Source organism: Caldimonas mangrovi, from assembly GCF_023721835.1.
GTDB lineage: Bacteria > Pseudomonadota > Gammaproteobacteria > Burkholderiales > Burkholderiaceae_C > Caldimonas > Caldimonas mangrovi.
Window position 1 is genome coordinate 21948 of sequence record NZ_JAMKFE010000015.1, and the last position, 18491, is coordinate 40438.

General features: G+C 68.3%; 14 protein-coding genes. 8 read left to right on the forward strand and 6 right to left on the reverse strand.

All coding sequences use genetic code 11. The annotated features are described in order from the left end of the window. Positions 1-252: 252 nt before the first annotated feature. Positions 253-1449 carry an MFS transporter gene (locus M8A51_RS20515; protein WP_251780402.1) on the forward strand — a complete coding sequence of 399 codons (1197 nt, stop codon included), beginning with the start codon at positions 253-255 and terminating at the stop codon, positions 1447-1449. Between the two features lie 18 nt (positions 1450-1467). On the opposite strand, the gene M8A51_RS20520 is transcribed toward M8A51_RS20515, so the two are convergent. The 3 genes from M8A51_RS20520 to M8A51_RS20530 form a co-directional block, all read right to left on the reverse strand. Continuing rightward, positions 1468-1827 carry a hypothetical protein gene (locus M8A51_RS20520; RefSeq protein WP_251780403.1) on the reverse strand — a complete coding sequence of 120 codons (360 nt, stop codon included), beginning with the start codon at positions 1825-1827 and terminating at the stop codon, positions 1468-1470. Positions 1828-2021: 194 nt separating this feature from the next. Then, positions 2022-3134 carry an SMP-30/gluconolactonase/LRE family protein gene (locus tag M8A51_RS20525; RefSeq protein WP_251780404.1) on the reverse strand — a complete coding sequence of 371 codons (1113 nt, stop codon included), beginning with the start codon at positions 3132-3134 and terminating at the stop codon, positions 2022-2024. Positions 3135-3194: 60 nt separating this feature from the next. Further along, positions 3195-4142, reverse strand: coding sequence for a 2-hydroxyacid dehydrogenase (locus M8A51_RS20530; protein WP_251780405.1), 948 nt, complete (start codon positions 4140-4142; stop codon positions 3195-3197). A 280-nt stretch (positions 4143-4422) separates the two neighbouring features. On the opposite strand from M8A51_RS20530, the gene M8A51_RS20535 reads away from it, so the two are divergent. From M8A51_RS20535 to M8A51_RS20550, 4 genes are all read left to right on the forward strand, one after another. Continuing rightward, positions 4423-5358, forward strand: a complete 936-nt coding sequence (locus M8A51_RS20535) for a LysR substrate-binding domain-containing protein (RefSeq protein ID WP_251780406.1) — start codon at positions 4423-4425, stop codon at positions 5356-5358. A gap of 94 nt (positions 5359-5452) precedes the next feature. Then, entirely contained in the window at positions 5453-7159 is a 1707-nt protein-coding gene (locus M8A51_RS20540) for an NADH-ubiquinone oxidoreductase-F iron-sulfur binding region domain-containing protein (RefSeq protein WP_251780407.1), read from the forward strand. Further along, positions 7156-9990 (forward strand): formate dehydrogenase subunit alpha, encoded by a 2835-nt coding sequence (gene fdhF, locus M8A51_RS20545; RefSeq protein ID WP_251780408.1) that lies wholly within the window; start codon positions 7156-7158, stop codon positions 9988-9990. Before M8A51_RS20540 ends, fdhF begins: the two co-directional genes overlap by 4 nt. Positions 9991-10079: 89 nt before the next feature. After that, complete coding sequence (locus tag M8A51_RS20550) at positions 10080-11210, forward strand: HPP family protein (RefSeq protein ID WP_251780409.1); 1131 nt, start codon at positions 10080-10082, stop codon at positions 11208-11210. A gap of 10 nt (positions 11211-11220) precedes the next feature. On the opposite strand, the gene M8A51_RS20555 is transcribed toward M8A51_RS20550, so the two are convergent. Beyond that, a complete protein-coding gene (locus M8A51_RS20555; RefSeq protein WP_251780410.1) occupies positions 11221-11916 on the reverse strand; it encodes a response regulator in 696 nt (231 codons plus the stop codon). Positions 11917-12037: 121 nt separating this feature from the next. On the opposite strand from M8A51_RS20555, the gene M8A51_RS20560 reads away from it, so the two are divergent. Continuing rightward, complete coding sequence (locus M8A51_RS20560) at positions 12038-13837, forward strand: histidine kinase (protein ID WP_251780411.1); 1800 nt, start codon at positions 12038-12040, stop codon at positions 13835-13837. Here M8A51_RS20560 and M8A51_RS20565 read toward each other — a convergent pair. Next, a complete protein-coding gene (locus M8A51_RS20565; protein ID WP_251780412.1) occupies positions 13821-14483 on the reverse strand; it encodes a Crp/Fnr family transcriptional regulator in 663 nt (220 codons plus the stop codon). The two genes, M8A51_RS20560 and M8A51_RS20565, sit on opposite strands and share 17 nt — an antisense overlap. A gap of 297 nt (positions 14484-14780) precedes the next feature. Between M8A51_RS20565 and oxlT the strand changes: the two genes are divergently transcribed. After that, positions 14781-16028, forward strand: coding sequence for an oxalate/formate MFS antiporter (oxlT, locus tag M8A51_RS20570; protein WP_251780510.1), 1248 nt, complete (start codon positions 14781-14783; stop codon positions 16026-16028). Positions 16029-16041: 13 nt separating this feature from the next. On the opposite strand, the gene M8A51_RS20575 is transcribed toward oxlT, so the two are convergent. Continuing rightward, entirely contained in the window at positions 16042-16650 is a 609-nt protein-coding gene (locus M8A51_RS20575) for a Crp/Fnr family transcriptional regulator (RefSeq protein ID WP_251780413.1), read from the reverse strand. Positions 16651-16767: 117 nt separating this feature from the next. Here M8A51_RS20575 and oxc point away from each other — a divergent pair, with 117 nt between their 5' ends. After that, positions 16768-18486 carry an oxalyl-CoA decarboxylase gene (oxc, locus tag M8A51_RS20580; RefSeq protein ID WP_251780414.1) on the forward strand — a complete coding sequence of 573 codons (1719 nt, stop codon included), beginning with the start codon at positions 16768-16770 and terminating at the stop codon, positions 18484-18486. Positions 18487-18491: the final 5 nt, after the last annotated feature.

Below are 18491 nucleotides of genomic sequence, written 5' to 3' on the forward strand. Positions count from 1 at the left end.
CGGAATTTTATGACTTACGTCGATCGGTCATCCTTTCCATACTGTGCCCATCGCAACTGCCGAGCGTTCGCACACCATGGTCAAGCTCCCGGTTCTGCCGCCCTCCTCGTACCCGCCCGCCGGACAGAAAGCGGCTGCGGTCGCCCGAGCGGCGCGCGCGGACGGCGCTCAACGGGAAGACGCGGGTGCTCCGGGCCACCACGCGGCACGCGCGGCTCAGCCGTCGCATGCGACGCATGTCGCGGGGCCGGCATGATGCGCCAGCGTCGCTCGCACGAAGGCACGGACTGGGCCGCGGTCTGGGCCGTGGTCGCAGCCGGCATCCTGACGGCCTTCCACCTGGGCAAGGTGGCGATCGCCGCGCCCCAACTCCAACACGAATTCGGACTGAGCCTGACCGAGATCGGCGGTCTCGCGGCTGGCTTCGCGCTGCTCGGGGCACTTGCCGGCCTGCCGGCAGGCAGCCTCGTGGCGCGCACGGACGACCGCAGCATGCTGATCATCGGATGGGTCGCAACGGCCGGGGGAGCTGCCCTCGCGCCCGTCGCCTCCGGATTCGGCATGCTGCTGGTGTCGCGCGCGACTGAGGGCCTCGGCTTTCTGCTGATCACCGTCGCCGGTCCGGTGGTGCTGCGGCGCGTGACGGCGCCCGGACAGTTGAACACCGTTTATGCGCTGTGGAGCTGCTTCATGCCGGCCGGCCTCGCGCTGGCCATGGTCGCCGGGCCGTGGTTCGGTGACTGGCGCCTGCTGTGGTGGGCGTCTGTCGCAGCAGCCGGCGCGGTCGGCGTGGCCGTGGCGCGCCAAGTACCGGCGCAGCGTCCATCGGCCGGTGGGCGGCCGGCTGCGGAAGTCCCCGAGCCGGTCGGTGCTGCACGGCTCGGTACGGCCTTCGCGCTCGCGGGCATCTTCCTGTGCTACAGCCTGATGTTCTTCGCGCTGTTCAGCTTTTTGCCGGTCTTGCTGGAGCAACGCATGCAGATGGACAGGCGCACCGTGGGATGGCTCAGCGGCCTTGCGAGCGCCGCGAACATCGTCGGGAATCTCTCGGCCGCGTTCGTGCTGTCGAGGTTCGCCCGTCCCTCGGTGGTAGCGGGTGCAGCGGTGACCATGGCGGTCTGCGGGCTCGGCATCTTCCTTCCGGCCTTCGACCCTGCGGTGACCCTTGCCTTGTGTCTCGCGTTCTCGTCGATCGGTGGGCTGATCCCGGCCACCCTGCTTTCTTCCGTGCCGCACCTCGCTGCGACACCGCGCAGTGCGGCGCTCGTGGTCGGCCTGCTCATGCAAGGCAGCAATCTGGGCCAAGCCCTGGGGCCGGTCGTGGTCGGCAGCGTCATCGACGCACACGGATGGCCGGCGGCCGCAGCCGCAGTGGTGGCCGCGGCCTTGCTGATCGTGCTCGCGACCCGCTCTTTGGCTCGGGGACGTTTGGTCGATGCGCCGGCGTGATGAGGCACCGTCGCCTCGCTAAGCCGGCTCGACCTCGATCACGCCGCTGAATCCGTGCTCGTCCCGCCCGTCGATGCGCATGATCACGACCCGGCACAGCGAGCCGTTGATCGGCGGCGCGGCCGCTGGCGCTGCCCCGCGAATCCGGCCCGGTCTCAGTACGGTTCGGAACGATGGTTGTCGTCGATGCCATGCCGTCACGGGACCGCTCAGCTCGCCCGACGCAACCAGCCGCTCGCTGCCGTCGGGCATGCGCTGTCGGAGCTGCACCTCGAACAAGCCTCGGCTATGGGCTTGGTCGGGGCGCATCGTGACGGCGATGGCCCGGCCGCTCGTACAGAAATAGCCCTGTGCAGGCACGAAGGCCTGGTGGTTCAACAGACCCACCCGCAACCGCACCGGCCAGCGCGTATGGGGGGCGCACGCGGCGATCCGCTGCGCGGGTTGCGTTCCATGCAACGGCAAGTCGCCGGCTCGACGATGAAGCGTGGACATCGCTTTCTCTCCCTTGATGGTCGAGAGAACTTAGGCGCCGACGTGCCGCTTCGCCTCCCCTCATCCGGGGGCTCCCCCTAGGACAGGGAGGTCGCCCCGTGCGTCTCCACGTACAGCGCATAGATGGAGTGACAACTGGCCATGTAGAGACGGTTGTTCTTCGGCCCGCCGAAGCACAGGTTCGCGCAGCGTTCGGGCAGACGGATGTGCGCAAGCGGCTTGCCCTGCGGGTTGAACACCATCACGCCGTCCAGGTCCTCGGGCCTGCCCTTGAGGGGGTACACCTTGCGGCCGCCGACATCCACAGGCTCGGCCTGCAAGGCCCCGTTGCTGCCCCAGCCGCACCACAGATTGCCATCCCGGTCGACCTTGAAGCCGTCGAGCGCACCCTGGTCGGAGGCATCGACGAGCTTGGTCTTGTTCGACAGCGAGGCGCCGTCGGCGCCCACGTCGTAGCTCCAGAGGCTGCGGTGGGGCGTGCCCTTCCATTCGACGACGTAGAGCTTCTTCTCATCGGGCGAGAAGGCCAGTCCGTTCGGGTTGACGAGATCGGTGAGCACCGCGCCGAGCTTGCCGTCCCGGCCGATGCGGTAGACGTTGGTCGTTGCCTGCTCGGGCCTGGCCCTCGAGCCTTCCCACTCCCCGTTGATCCCGAACAACGGGTCCGTGAACCAGAGGCTGTCGTCCGACTTGCAGACGACGTCGTTGGGCGCGTTCAGCCGCTTGCCGTCGTAGCGGTCCGCCAGCACGGTGATGCGGCCGTCCTGCTCGGTGCGCACGACACGGCGGGTCACCGAGTGCTCGCAGGTGATCAGGCGCCCCTGCCGGTCCCGGGTGTTGCCGTTGGCATGGTTGGCCGGTTCGCGAAAGACAGTGAAGCTGCCGTCCTTCTCGCTGTATTTCATGATGCGGTTGTTCGGGATGTCGCTGACCAGCAGATAGCCGCCCTCGGGAAAGTAGACCGGCCCTTCCGCCCAGCGCATGCCGGTCGCGACCTGTTCGACGGTGCTGCTGTAGATGCGGTACTTCGCGAAGCTCGGGTCCAGGATCTGGACCGCCGGGTCGGGGTAGCGCTGATTCGGCCGGTAGTCGAACGACTGCGCGCCTGCAATGCCGCTCATGGCCGCCAGGCCGCTTCCCGCGGCCGTCTTCAGAAAGCGGCGTCGGGTGGGGGTTGTCGTGTCTTGCATCTTGTGTCTCCTGGGTGGTGATGCGATGGCTTGGTGGGCCGGCCCGGGCGCGCGGGCTGTTCAGGCCGCTCGAGTCAGAACCGGCTGGCCGGCGAAGTGCGCCTGAAGATTGGCGAATGCCAGGTCGCTCATGGCTTTGCGCGTCTCATGCGTACCGCTGGCGAGGTGCGGTGTCAGCACGACGTTGTCCAGCTGAAGCAGTGGCGCCGGCACGTTCGGCTCGTCGTCGAACACGTCGAGCGCCGCGCCGGCGATGCGGCCCGAGGTGAGCGCGTCGACCAGCGCGGCCTGGTCGACCACCGAGCCGCGCGCGATGTTGATCAGGTATCCCGCCGGACCCAGCGCCTCCAGCACCGCGGCGTTCACGAGATGCCGCGTGTGCTCGCCGCCGGGCAAGGTCAGCACCAGGAAGTCGGCCGCCCGGGCCAGCGACAGCGGATCGGCGTGATACGCGAACTCGACCCCTGCTTTCGGCCGAGGATTGGCGTATTCGATGTGCATCCCGAGAGCCGCTGCGCGCCTTGCCACTGCCAGCCCGATGCCGCCCAGCCCCAGGATGCCGCAGGTCTTGCCGCCCAGGCTGGTCGCGAGCGGGAACTTCGCCTGCCGCCATTGCCCGGCACGCACGAAGCGCTCGGCCTGCCCGAGCCGGCGGGCCACCGCGAGCATGAGCATCAGCCCGGTGTCGGCGACGCAATCGTTCAGCACCCCCGGGGTGTAGCTGACGATCACGTCGCGACGGCGTGCCGCGCCGAGGTCGATGGCATCGAGGCCGACGCCGCAACTCGAGATGATCTCCAGCTTCGGCAATGCGTCGATCAGCGCAGCGCTGGCCCCGACCGGCGCATTCGTCACGATGGCCCGTATCGAATCGGCCCGCTCCGCGACGAAGGCCTCGCGATCGGTGGCGGTCCAGAGCTTGTGCACCCTGTAGTGCCGCTCCACGGCCTGTTCCAGGGCCGGCGCCTGCGGGCCGGTCATGAGCACATCGATATCGAGTCTCGGCATGATGTCCTTCGTCGGCGTGGCGACCGAGCCGCGCTCCCGCGGGCCACGTTGGCATGAAGTCATATGTTGTCATACAACATGCTGCCACGCAAACACTGAAGACGAAGCTCCCTGAAACCTCTTTGCCTGCGTGACTGGTTTGTGTTGTCTGTCGACACCCAAAGCGTCTCAATCTAAGTGATGTGATGTCCTACCACTACAACCAGACCGTTATGATCGCGCCGAATGTTGCCCGCCAACCCCGGCGCTTTCTCGATGCCCGGCGACAATCAGCTCGCTCATGAACCTGGTGGTCTCCCTCAAGTACCTGGTGGCGCTCGACGACCACCGACACTTCGGCCGTGCCGCGCTGGCCTGCCATGTGACCCAGCCGGCGTTGTCGAACGCCATCCGGGCGCTGGAAGCGAGCTTCGGCACCGCGATCGTCAAGCGAGGACGCAACTTTGGCGGCTTCACGGTCGAAGGCGAACGCATCCTGGCCAGCGCCCGCCGCATCCTGCGCGAGCAGGAGCTGCTGCAACAGGATCTGGCCGGCAGCGCAGAGCACCCTCGGGGGCAATTGCTGATCGGTGCGGTGCCGACGGCGATGCCGATCGCCGCCCGTTTCGCAGCCATCCTCCAGGACCGCCACCCGGGCATCGTGCCGACCTTGCGCTCCATGAGCTCGATCGAGCTGGAGACCGGCCTGGAACATCTCGCACTGGACATGGCCCTCGGTTATGCCGAGCGTACCGAGGGCAGTCCCGCGCGGCTGCGCATCGTGCCCCAATACGTCGAGCGCTATTACCTGCTACGCAAGGCGCGCGGCACCACCGGCACCGGCATGCAGGTCGGGCCGCCCGTCTCCTGGGCGCAGGCGGCCGACCTGCCGCTGTGCCTGCTCGGTGCCGAGATGCACAACCGCACCATCGTCGACGGTGCTTTTGCAGCCGCTGGCATACAGGTGTCGCCGGCCATCGAGACCAACAGCATCCTCGCGCTGATGCTGAGCGTGGTGGCGGGCCGGGTCTGCAGCGTGATGCCGGGCGCACTGGTCGACGTGGCGCTGGCGCAGCCGGGCATCGAGGCCTTGCCGCTGGAGGCCCCGCACATCGAGGTGCCGATCGCCTTCATGGTGCATGAGACCGACCGGCAGCCGCGCACGGTCGAGGCGGCTCTGGCCCTGGCCGAAGATCCGGCGTGGCGGCAGCAGGTCGAGCGCCACGCCTGCTGCTGATTCGCGCTTCGTATCGGTCCATTCGCCAAGTAAATTGGACGAGCGCCGTTCCACTGTCGACACTGCGGCGCACGAAGCTGCGAGCACAAACACGATGAACCATGCCGTCATTCCCATCGCGGTGGTGGACGCCGAAGCCCGCCGGGAACGCAAACGCCAGGGCCCGAAGGGCCGCCGCGTCGACCCCGGCGCACTGGAACAGGTGCGGCAGCTGCTGGGCGACGCCCCGCGCCGGCGTGACCTGCTGATCGAGCACCTGCACAAGATCCAGGACCGCTACGGGCACCTGTCGGCCGCCCATCTCGCGGCGCTTGCGCAAGAGATGCGGCTCGCCCAGACCGAGGTCTACGAGGTCGCGAGCTTCTACCATCACTTCGACATCGTGAAGGAAGGCGAGACGCCACCTCCGGCACTGACGGTACGCGTGTGCGACGGGCTGGCCTGCGAGATGGCCGGGGCGCGAGACCTGCTGCAACGGCTGCCCGCCCTGCTCGGCCGCGACGTGCGCGTCATCGCCGCGCCTTGCATCGGCCGGTGCGAGCAGGCGCCGGCCGTCGCGGTAGGACAAGTGCCCGTGCCGCGCGCCAGCTGCGAGGCCGTGGCTGCCCGGGCCGCCGCCCCCACCCACGCACGCCAGGGCACCGAAGACGCGATCGGCCACGACCGCTACTGCGCCGAGGGCGGTTATGCGCTGCTGCGCGATTGCATGTCAGGGGCGCGCGACGTCGAGTCCGTGATTCGCACGCTGGAAGACTCGGGGCTGCGCGGCCTGGGCGGCGCCGGCTTTCCGGCCGGGCGCAAATGGCGCATCGTGCGCGCCGAGCCAGGGCCGCGCCTGATGGCCGTCAACATCGACGAAGGCGAGCCCGGCACCTTCAAGGACCGGGTGCTGCTCGAACGCGACCCGCATCGCTTTCTCGAAGGCATGCTGATCGCCGCATGGGCGGTGGGCGTCGAGCGCGTCTACATCTACCTGCGCGACGAATACCACGGCTGCCGCGCGCTGCTTGAACAAGAACTCGCCAACCTGAAGGCGAACCCGCCGGTGGCCGGCATGCCGGAGATCGAACTGCGCCGCGGCGCCGGCGCCTACATCTGCGGTGAAGAGTCCGCGATGATCGAGTCGATCGAAGGCAAGCGGGGCATGCCGCGGCTGCGCCCGCCCTACGTCGCCCAGGTGGGCCTGTTCGGCCGGCCCACGCTGGAGCACAACTTCGAGACGCTGTACTGGGTGCGCGAGCTGATCGAGAAAGGCGGTGCCTGGTTCGCCTCGCACGGCCGCAACGGCCGCCACGGCCTGCGCTCGTTCTCGGTGTCCGGCCGCGTGAAGCAGCCCGGTGTCAAGCTGGCGCCGGCCGGCATCACGATCCGCGAGCTGATCGACGAGTACTGCGGCGGCATGCAAGAGGGCCACACCTTCTACGCCTACCTGCCCGGTGGTGCGTCCGGCGGCATCCTGCCGGCGACGATGGGCGACATTCCGCTCGACTTCGACACGCTGCAGCCGTACGGCTGCTTCATCGGCTCGGCCGCGGTCATGGTGCTGTCCGATCACGACACGGCGGTCGACGCCGCGCGCAACATGATGCGGTTCTTCAAGCACGAGTCGTGCGGGCAATGCACGCCGTGCCGCAACGGCACCGCCAAGGCGTCCGCGCTCATCGAACAGCCGCGCTGGGACGTCGATCTGCTGGCCGACCTGTCCGCCGTGATGCGCGATGCATCGATTTGCGGCCTGGGCCAGGCCGCGCCGAACCCGATCGATTGCGTCGTCAAATACTTTCCGGACGAGCTCGCATGAACGCCTACACCTCTGCCGAATCGCTGCGGCCGGACGCACCGGCCGTCTCCTTCCAGCTCGATGGCCGCGAGGTGGTCGCCCACGCCGGCGAAACGCTGATCCAGGTCGCCGACCGTGTCGGCGTCGAGATCCCGCGGCTTTGCTACAAGCCCGGGCTGGAACCGGTGGGCAACTGCCGGGCTTGCATGGTCGAGATCGCTGGCGAGCGCGTGCTGGCCCCGTCCTGCTGCCGGGCGCCCTCGCCCGGCATGAAGGTGGTGACTGACAGCGAGCGCGTGCGCAAGTCACAGCAGCTGGTGCTCGAACTGCTGCAGTCCGACATGCCGGAAACCGCCGCCACGCGCCACAACGAGGTCGACGACTGGTCGCAACGGCTGCGCGTCGGCAAGCCGCGCTTCGCACCGCGCGAGCGCATCGCCACCGACCTGTCACATCCGGCGATCGCGGTCGATCTCGACGCCTGCATCCAGTGCACGCGCTGCCTGCGCGCCTGCCGCGACGAGCAGATGAACGACGTCATCGGCCTGGCGCTGCGCGGCGAGCATGCGAAGATCGTGTTCGACATGGACGACCCGATGGGCGGTTCGACCTGCGTCGGCTGCGGCGAATGCGTGCAGGCCTGCCCGACCGGCGCGCTGGCGCCCGCCCGGGGGGCGGCGCTGGCCGTGCCCGACAAGCAGGTCGACTCGGTGTGCCCGTACTGCGGCGTCGGTTGCCAGCTGACCTACCACGTCAAGGACAACCGCATCCTCTTCGTGCAGGGCCGCGACGGCCCGGCGAACCGCGAGCGCTTGTGCGTCAAGGGCCGCTACGGCTTCGACTATGCGCACCATCCGCACCGTCTGACCCGGCCGCTGATCCGTCGCGAGGGGGTGCCCAAGACCGGCAGCTTCACGCTCGACCCGGACCGCGTGATGGACGTGTTCCGCGAGGCCAGCTGGGACGAGGCGCTCGCCTTCGCCGGCGGCAAGCTCAGGGACCTTCGCGACCGCCACGGGCGCAAATCGCTGGCCGGCTTCGGTTCGGCCAAGGGCAGCAACGAAGAGGCCTATCTGTTCCAGAAACTGGTGCGCACCGGGTTCGGCAGCAACAACGTCGACCATTGCACCCGGCTGTGCCATGCGTCGTCGGTGGTGGCGCTGCTCGAAGGCATCGGCTCCGGGGCCGTCTCGAACCCGGTGATGGACGTGACGAAAGCCGAGGTGGTGATCGTCATCGGTGCCAACCCGACGGTGAACCACCCGGTGGCGGCCACCTGGATCAAGAACGCCGCGCGTGCAGGCACCAAGCTGATCGTCTGCGACCCGCGCCGCTCCGAACTCGCGCGCATCGCGCACCGTTTCCTGCAGTTCAAGCCGGACACCGACGTCGCCTTGCTCAACGCGATGATGAACGTCATCGTCACCGAAGACCTGGTCGATCAGGCCTTCATCGAAAGCCGCACCATCGGCTATGACGAACTGCGTCGCAACGTGGCGGCTTACACGCCGCAGGCGATGGCGCCGATCTGCGGCATCGACGCCGAGACCATCCGCGAGGTGGCACGGCTGTACGCCACCTCGAAGGCGTCGATGATTCTGTGGGGCATGGGGGTGTCTCAACACGTGCACGGTACCGACAATGCCCGCTGCCTGATCGCGCTGTCGCTGATGACGGGCCAGATCGGCCGGCCGGGCACCGGCCTGCACCCGCTGCGCGGGCAGAACAACGTGCAAGGCGCGTCGGATGCAGGGCTGATCCCGATGATGTACCCCGATTACCAGCATGTCTCCAGCCCGGCCGCGCGGCAGCGCTTCGAATCGGCGTGGCAGCTGCCGCCCGGCACGCTCGACGACCAGCCCGGCCTGACAGTGGTCGAAGTGATGCATGCGATCGAGTCCGGCGGCATCCGCGGCATGTACGTGATGGGCGAAAACCCAGCAATGTCCGACCCCGACGCCAACCACGCACGCGACGCGCTGGCTGCGCTCGAGCATCTGGTGGTGCAGGACATCTTTCTCACCGAGACGGCCTATCTGGCCGACGTGGTGCTGCCGGCCAGCGCCTTCCCCGAGAAGACCGGTAGCTTCACCAACACCGACCGACTGGTGCAGCTGGGTCGCCAGGCGATCGAGCCACCCGGTGAGGCGAAGCAGGACCTGTGGATCATCCAGGAACTGGCCCGTCGCCTGGGGCTGGACTGGAACTACACGCACGTGTCGCAGGTGTTCGACGAGATGCGCCGCACGATGCCCAGCATCGCCGGCATCACGTGGGACCGCCTGGAACGCGAGCACGCCGTCACCTACCCGTGCACCGAGGAAGGCGCGCCGGGCCAGCCGGTGGTCTTCACCACCGACTTCCCGCGCGAGGGCGGCCGTGCGCGCTTCGTGCCGGCCGACATCATCCCGGCCGACGAGCGGCCCGACGCCGACTATCCCATGGTGCTGATCACCGGCCGGCAACTGGAGCACTGGCATACCGGCAGCATGACGCGCCGCGCGACGGTGCTCGACGCGATCGAGCCCGACCCGGTGGCGCTGATCCACCCGCTGGATCTTGCCGCCATGGGCTTGCAGCCGGGCGGCATCGTCACACTCGAGTCGCGCCGCGGCCGCGTCTCGCTGTATGCGCGGGCCGACGACGGTTCGCCGCGCGGCGCGGTGTTCGTGCCGTTCTGCTATTACGAGGCAGCGATCAACCGGCTGACGAATGCTGCGCTCGACCCGTTCGCCAAGATCCCCGAGTTCAAGTACTGCGCGATCCGCGTCACGCCAGGGGGTGAGGCGCCGGTGCAAGGCAGCTACGGCGGCGGCATCGCATTGCGCGACGCGCCCGCCATCGTCGCCTGATTTCCTGAATCTTGACGCGAGTCAACGGCGGCGCGGCGGCTCGACGGCGATAGTGCCGTCGAGATGATCCAGCACAAGACTTTCTCGTGATGATGCCGGTCGCCGCCTCGCGGCGCGCCGGCCTCTGGCGCGCGCTGGTACCGGCACCGATGCTGGCCGGTCGCCGCGAATGCTGCCGCGTGGTCGCCGGCGCCCTGGTCGGCATGCTGGTCATCGCCCTGCTGAGTCGCTCGCTGGTATCGACCGACATGACCCCCTGGCTGGTGGCGCCGATCGGCGCCAGCGCCGTGATCGTCTTCGCCGCCGCCGCCAGCCCGTTCGCGCACCCGTGGGCGGTGGTCGGCGGCAACACCGTCTCTGCACTGGCCGGTATCGCCTGCGTCCAGGCCTTCGGGCAGGCCCCGTGGGTGGCTGCTCCGGCCGTGGGCCTCGCGATCGCCGCCATGCTGAGCCTGCGTTGCCTGCACCCGCCCGGCGGCGCCTGCGCCCTGCTGGTCGCGCTGGGCGGCGTCGACGACCCGCAGTTCGCGCTGCACCCGGTGCTGCTGAACTCGCTGTTGCTGGTCCTCGCCGCCATGGCCTACCACCGGCTCACGCGGCTGCCGCCCGGTGCTGCGCCGCCACCGGCGCCGGTCGAGGCGAGCCGGCAACGCTCGTTCACCGACGGCGACCTCGATGCGGTGCTGTCGCGACGCGGCCAGCCGCCGGATCTGAGCCTGGAGGAGCTGCACGAGCTGCTCGAACAGGCGCGCAGACAGGCCTGGCAGCGCCGCTCGCAGGCTCTGCGCTGTGCCGAACTGCTGTCGGGCCCGCCGCTGGCGGCGCACTTCGGTACCTCGCTGCAGGAGGCGTGGGCGCTGATGCGGCACCATCGACTGAAGGCCTTGCCGGTGGTGGATCGGGCACGCCGGCTGGTCGGCATCGTCACGCTCGCCGATTTTCTGCGCGAAGCGCGGCTCGATGGCCACGCGAACTGGCCGCAGCGCCTGCATGCGCTGCTGCATGCAACGCCGACTTCGCACAGCAGCAAGCCCGAGACGGTGGGGCAGATCATGGTACGCCAGGTGCGGGTGGTCGATGCCGATCGGCCGCTCGGCGATCTGCTGCCGCTGTTCGCCGGCACCGGGCACCACCACCTGCCCGTCATCGACAGCGACCGGCGCCTGCTCGGCGTGATCAGCGAATCGGATGTGCTGCGCGCCCTGGCGCGTCATGATTGACCGGGCGGCGCTACTGGATGCGCCGCTGCCGCAGCGCCATCACCGCCAGTTCGGTACGGCTGTTGGCCTGCAGCCGATCCATGATGCGGCTGACGTAGTTCTTCACCGTGCCTTCGGCCAGGAACAGCATGGCGGCGATCTGCTTGTTGCTCTTGCCTTCGGCGATGAGCTGCAGCACGCTGGTTTCCTTGTCGTTCAGGCTTGCGAGCAGGTCGACCTGGTCGTCGTCGGCCCGGTACTCCGGTTCTGGCGCCATGTCGGCCAGGCGGCGGAACTGCTCGAGCACCTTGCGCGCGATCTGCGGTGTGAGATGCGATTCGCCGCGATGCGCAGCACGCACGGTCTCCAGCACCTCGGCCTCGGTGGCGTCCTTGAGCAGATAGGCCAAAGCGCCAGCGCGCACTGCGTCGAACACGGTCTGCTCGGTTTCCATCGTGGTCAGCACGACCACCCGGGTCTGCGGCAGCGACGCGGAGATCTCGCGCGTGGCCCCGACGCCGCCCTTGCGCGGCATGTGCAAATCCATCAGCACCACGTCGGGGCGCAGCCGCTTCGCCTGCTCGACGGCGTCGACGCCGTCGCCCGCCTCGCCGACGACTTCCATGTCGGCCTGCAGAGACATCATCAATGCCAGGCCGCGCCGCACCAGAGGCTGGTCGTCGACGATCAGCAAATGGATGCGCTGTGATCCGGATCGGTCAACCATCATTGCCCGCCCCCGTAGGTGCCCCTGGTCTATGCCCGAATGGCGAGGATACCGTTTGGAGGGTATACACCGCAACGGCTGGCCGACCGCTCGTGCAGCCCCCGACTTCCACCTGTCGCCGATGTCCCGATTCCTGCATGCCCTCGATCCCCGACGCAGCCTGAAGACGGCCGTGGCCTGGCTCGCGGTGGCGCTGTCGCTCGCGAACGCGGTCGCACTGCTGGGCGTCACCTCCTTCGCCGTCAACAGCATGCTCGCGCAGAGGGACGCGCTGATGTCTCGCTTTGCGGGGCAGCTGGGCACCGATCTCGAACGCGCGATGGCCGGCGATCTGGCCCGGCTGCAGGCCCTCGCCGGCGGTCCGCGGCGGCCCGACGACCGCACGTTGCGCCAGTTGCTCGACCAGCAGCCCGGCTTCGATGCCGTGGAACTGATCGACGACCGCGGCCGGGTGGTCGCGCGGCAGCCGGCACCTGTGCAGCAGCCCAAGGTCTCGCCGGCCTGGGACGATGCCTGCCTGCAGGCGCCTCGTTTCATCGGACTCGATGCGGGCGGCGAAGGGCCCCACCGACTGCTGCTGTGCACGCCGCTGCCGGACCCGGAGGGCCGCGGCCTCCTTGCCGTGCGAGCCGTGCTGTCGCAAGAACGGCTCGCCGCCATCGTGGATGCGGCCCGTGATCGCGCCAAGCCGGACGAGCGCGCACAGGTGCTGCTGCTCGACGAGCGCCACGAGGTGCGCTTCGAACGCCCGCCGGGGACGGAGGGCCGGGGCGTGCCGGTCACGCTGCCGGGGGTGTCCATCCAGTCTTCCGGGAAGAACCAGCGGCGCATCGTCGTCGTGACGGTGTCGCGCGAGGCGGCGCCGACGCTGCGCGGGCTCGGCGTCCAGGTGGCGGTGGTGCAACCGAGCGAGGAGCGCGGCCATGGCGGCACGGTCGAGGAGAAGCTCTCTGCGATTTCCATCCTGTTGAGCATCGTGGCCGCCATCATCGGGGTCGCCTTTGCCGTGCGGCTCACGCGCCGCTTGAGCGAGCTCAGCGAGCAGGCACAACGCGCGGCCTACCAGGCTGACGCCGAGATCGCCGAGCCGAAGGGCCAGGACGAGGTCGCGATGCTGGGGCGCGCCTTCGGACAGCTGCTGCGCTCGTTGCGTGAGGAGCACGACGAACTGGACCGGTTGACGCAGGAACTGGAGAAGCGCGTCGTCGCACGCACGCGCGAGGTCGAGCGGCTCGCTGCCGACAGCCGCTATGCAGCGGTGGTCCGCGAGCGTCTTCGGCTGGCACGAGACCTGCACGACACGCTGGCGCATTCGATGATGGAGATGCTGCTGGAAGTGCGCACGCTGCGCATGCTGCATGCACACGATCCCGACAAGCTCGGCGCCGAACTCGAGCGGGCCGAACAGGTCGCCGCACAAGGCCTCAAGGAAGCGCGCGACGCGGTCGGGCAGATGCGCCTCAATGCGGTGCGCGACCTCGGCCTGGGGGCGGCACTCAACGCCGCCGTGAACCGGTTTGCCGAACGCACCGGCCTGACGGTGCGATACAACGCCGCGCAGCGGGCGGCCAGCTTCGCCGACTCGCGGGCGGAAACGGTGTTCCGCATCGCCGAGGAAGCCCTGCGCAATATCGACCGGCATGCACAGGCCTCGCACGTCGACATCTGCCTGCAAGACGGAGACAACGGCACCATCGTGTTGACGATCGCCGACGACGGGGTTGGCTTCGATCCGGCGCTTCCGCATCCGGGCCACTATGGTGTGCTCGGCATCCGCGAGCAGGCGCAACTGATCGACGCCGAGCTCGATTTGCACAGTGCGCCGGGCGCCGGCGCGAGGCTGCAACTGCGGCTGCGGGTGGGCCCGGAGCTGCGCGCCGACACCGAAGACCGGCCCGAAGCGCTCACGTCGCCCCGCTGAGCGAGCGTGCGTCATGCACGGCGGCACTCCACGGCCCCGCCTTGCCGCGCTTGGACAGTCGGCACACGGTTTCCGCCGACAGGTTCAGGTGGGACGCGAGGTCCTTCTGGGGCAGCCGGTCCAGCAGTTCCGGATGCGTGCAGGAGAAGCGCTGCATGCGTCCCGGTGCGTCGAGCAGCAACAGGCCCACTGCATGCTCAACGACGTCCGCGCCCAGCCGCACCACGCGCTCCTGGTACGCCTGCTGCGCTCTCGGGTGCCGCGCCAGCCACGCACACCAGTCGCTCATCGGCAGCACCGCCACCCGCGAACGAATGGCGCAGACCACCGAGAACGGCATGCGGGCCTGCTGGCACCACGCTTCGTAGCAGGTCTCCATGTCGCCTTCGCCAGCGAAGCGCAACGCCACTTCGCGGCCTTCGGGGCTGGTGACCACACGCTTGAGCATGCCCTCGAGCACGAAGAACTGATGCCACTCGCCGTCACCCTGCCCCAGCAGACATTCGCTGCGATGACCGTCGTGGATCCACAACGTCTGCTGCAGCTCCTCCAGCGCCGGTTCGTCGAAATCGGCCAGCAGCGGATGCCGTCGCAATTGCAGTCGGATCGTGTGGCGTTGCGGATGATCGCGCAGATCGAGCTTCATGCGAACCACTCTAGGGCGCCGCGCCTCACGTTGGCGCTGCTGCCGGTCACCATGCAGGTGCACCAACACGCATGACTTGGTCATGACGAAAGTCACCACGCCCCCCCGGGGAAACGAGAGATGCCCAGTGCCTTGAAGCGGCGGCGAATCCGCGGGAAACTCATCCTCGATGCCGGGCCTGCGGTCCGCCGCGTCACTCCGATGGAAAGCTCCGAAACGCCTCCCCTGCCCAATCCCAGCGTGCGCTTCAAGCCGCCGTCTGCAGGCACGCTTGCCGACGTGCACGCGCCCGGCACGATGTACCGCTGGGGCCAGCTGCTGATGGGCATGGTGTGCATGGCGATGATCGCCAACCTGCAATATGGCTGGACCGTCTTCGTCAACCCGATGTCCGATAAATTCGGCTGGACGCATGCCTCGATCCAGGTCGCGTTCGCGATCTTCGTGCTCACCCAGACTTGGCTGGTGCCGATCGAGGGCTACCTGGTCGACAAGTTCGGTCCCCGTCCGGCCGTCATCGGCGGCGGCCTGCTGTGCGCGATCGGGTGGGTGATGAACGCATTCGCCGACTCGCTGGACATCCTGTATGTCGCGGCGGCCGTGAGCGGCGTCGGAGCCGGCGCGATCTACGGCACCTGCGTCGGCAACGCCTTGAAGTGGTTCCCCGAGCGGCGCGGCCTGGCGGTCGGCCTCACCGTCGCCAGCTTCGGCTTCGGTTCGGTGTTGACCATCGTGCCGATCACGCTGGTCATCGAGTCGCGCGGCTACGAATCGGCCTTCCTGTACTTCGGCCTCGGCCAAGGCCTGGTGGTGATGGCGCTCGCGCTGGTGATGGACGACCCGAACAAGGTTTTGCCGCACCTGCCCGTGCGCGCCGCGCCGCTTTCGGTGAGGCAGTCGCGGCGCGACTACACGCCGGCGGAAGTGGTACGCGAACCGGTGTTCTGGGTGATGTACCTCATGTTCGTGCTGATCGCCGCCGGCGGCCTGATGGCCACAGCACAGTTGGCTCCGATCGCGCGCGACTTCAAGGTGCACGACGTGCCGGTCAACCTGATGGGCCTGGTGCTGCCGGCGCTGACGTTCGCGCTGGCGCTCGACCGTGTGCTCAACGGCGTGACCCGGCTCTACTTCGGCTGGGTCTCCGATCGCATCGGCCGCGAGAAGACCATGCTGATCGCGTTCTCCATCGAGGCCGCGGCGATCCTCGCGCTGTACCGGTTCGGCACCGACCCGGTCACCTTCGTGCTGTTGACCGCCCTGGTGTTCTTCGCATGGGGCGAAATCTACAGCCTGTTCCCGTCGACCTGCGCCGACACCTTCGGGTCGCGCTACGCCGCCACGAACGCCGGCCTGCTCTACACGGCCAAGGGCGTGGCGTCGATCTTCGTGCCGCTGTCGAGCGTGTTCAGTGCCGCCACCGGCAACTGGCAGGCGGTATTCCTGGCAGCCAGCGCGATGAGCGCTGCCGCGGCGCTGCTCGCGTGGTTCGTGCTGCGCCCGATGCGCCGCCGCCACCTCGCGGCGACGCGCGGTCAGCCGTGAGCACTCCTCGTGCTCAGATCTTGCCCTGCTGGCGCAGCCGGCTCAGTGTCTCGGGCGAAAGGTTGAGGTAGGACGCCAGCTGCTTCTGAGGAATGCGGTCCACCAGTTCGGGATGCTTGCGCACGAAGCGGTGCACGCGGCCCGGGGCGTCCAGCAGGTGCAAGGTGATGGTGTGCGCCATGATGTCGCTCATCACGCGCATCACGCAGTACTCGAAGGCCTGCTTGACCTTCGGCCGCGAGTCGAGAAAGGCCGCCCATTCCTTGAGCGGCAGGCGCGCCACGCGCGCCTTGGTGACGCAGACGATGCCGTAAGGCGTCGGCGTGCCCAGCCGCCAGGCGGCATAGCTGGTTTCCATGTCGCGCTCCTCTGCGAAGCGCAGGATCATCTCCTTGCCGTCCTGGTTGCTCACCACGCGTTTCAGGATGCCGTCGATGATGAAGTACTGCTCCATCTCGCGCACGCCCTGGTGCAGCAGGAAGTCGCCCTTGCTGCCGTCGACGATCACCAAGTGGGTCTCGAGCCATGCATGGCATTCCGCGTCGAGGTCCTTCAGCACCTCGTTGCGCTGAAGCTGCAGCCGGATCACGTTGCGTTCGGGGTGGCTCGCGAGCGCCGTCATCGCAGTGCCTGGTTTTCCGGATTCTTGACCGCGGTCAACGTTGGGAGCATGGGGCAGCAATCATAGTCCACGCATGCCGCGCCGATCCACATGCGGCCATACGGAGACATGCAGCATATGAGCAGCGACAACGACACCCCCGCGCTGACCGACGGTTTTCATCTGGTCATCGACGCGCTGAAGCTCAACGGCATCGACACGATCTACGGTCTGCCCGGCATCCCGATCACCGACCTGACCCGCCTGGCCCAAGCCGAAGGCCTGCGGGTGATCTCGTTCCGCCACGAGCAGAACGCCGGCAACGCGGCCGCGGCGGCGGGATTTCTGACCCAGAAGCCGGGCATCTGCCTGACGGTGTCGGCCCCCGGGTTCCTCAATGGCCTCACGGCGTTGGCGAATGCCACGGTGAACTGCTTCCCGATGATCCTCATCAGCGGCTCGAGCGAACGCGAGATCGTCGACCTGCAGCAAGGCGATTACGAGGAGATGGACCAACTGAACGCAGCCAAGCCGTTTTGCAAGGCGGCCTACCGCGTGCTTCACGCGCAGGACATCGGCATCGGTGTCGCGCGTGCGATCCGCACGGCGCTGTCGGGCCGCCCCGGCGGTGTCTATCTCGACCTGCCGGCCAAGCTGTTCTCGCAGACGATGGAGGCGCAGGCCGGCCAGCGTTCGCTGGTGAAGGTGGTCGATCCTGCGCCGCGGCAGCTGCCCGCGCCCGACACCGTGCAGCGCGCGCTCGAACTGCTGAAGGGCGCGAAGCGGCCGCTGATCCTGCTCGGCAAGGGCGCCGCCTATGCCCAGGCCGATGTGGAGATCCGCAACCTGGTCGAACGCAGCGGCATTCCCTATCTGCCGATGTCCATGGCCAAGGGCCTGCTGCCCGATACGCATGCCCAGTCGGCGTCGGCGGCGCGGTCCTATGTGCTGGCGGAGGCGGACGTGGTGATGCTGGTCGGCGCGCGGCTGAACTGGCTGCTGTCGCACGGCAAGGGCAAGACCTGGGGGGCGCCGAAGCGCTTCATCCAGATCGACATCTCGCCCACAGAGATCGACAGCAACGTGCCGATCGAGGCGCCGCTGATCGGCGACATCGGTTCGTGCGTTTCGGCGCTGCTGGCCGGCATCGGCCCCGGCTGGACCAAGCCCTCCGCCGAGTGGACCGGCGCGATCGCCCAGCGCAAGGACAAGAACCTGTCGAAGATGGCCGAGACGTTGTCGCAGGACCCTTCGCCGATGAACTTCCACAGTGCGCTCGGCGCCATCCGCGAAATGGTCAAGGCGCGTCCCGACATCATGGTCGTCAACGAAGGCGCCAACACGCTCGACTTCGCGCGCAGCATCGTGGACATGTACGAGCCGCGCAAGCGGCTGGACTGCGGCACGTGGGGGATCATGGGCATCGGCATGGGCTTCGCCGTCGCCGCGGCAGTGACGACGGGCAAGCCGGTCATCGCGATCGAGGGCGACAGCGCCTTCGGCTTCAGCGGCATGGAAGTCGAGACGATCTGCCGCTACAACCTGCCGGTATGCATCGTCGTGTTCAACAACAACGGCGTCTACAAGGGCACCGACGTCAACCTGGCCAAGGGCACTGATCCGGCGCCCACGGTGTTCGTCAAGGGCGCACGCTACGACCTGCTGATGGAAGCCTTCGGCGGCAAAGGCGTCACTGCGGCGACGCCGCAGGAGCTCAGCCATGCCATGCAGGAGGCGATCGCTTCGGGACGCCCGACGCTGATCAATGCCCTCATCGACGAGACCGCCGGCACGGAGAGCGGCCGCATCACGAACCTGAATCCGCAGAAGGCGGCGACCAAGGCTCAGGCAGCCTGAGAGGA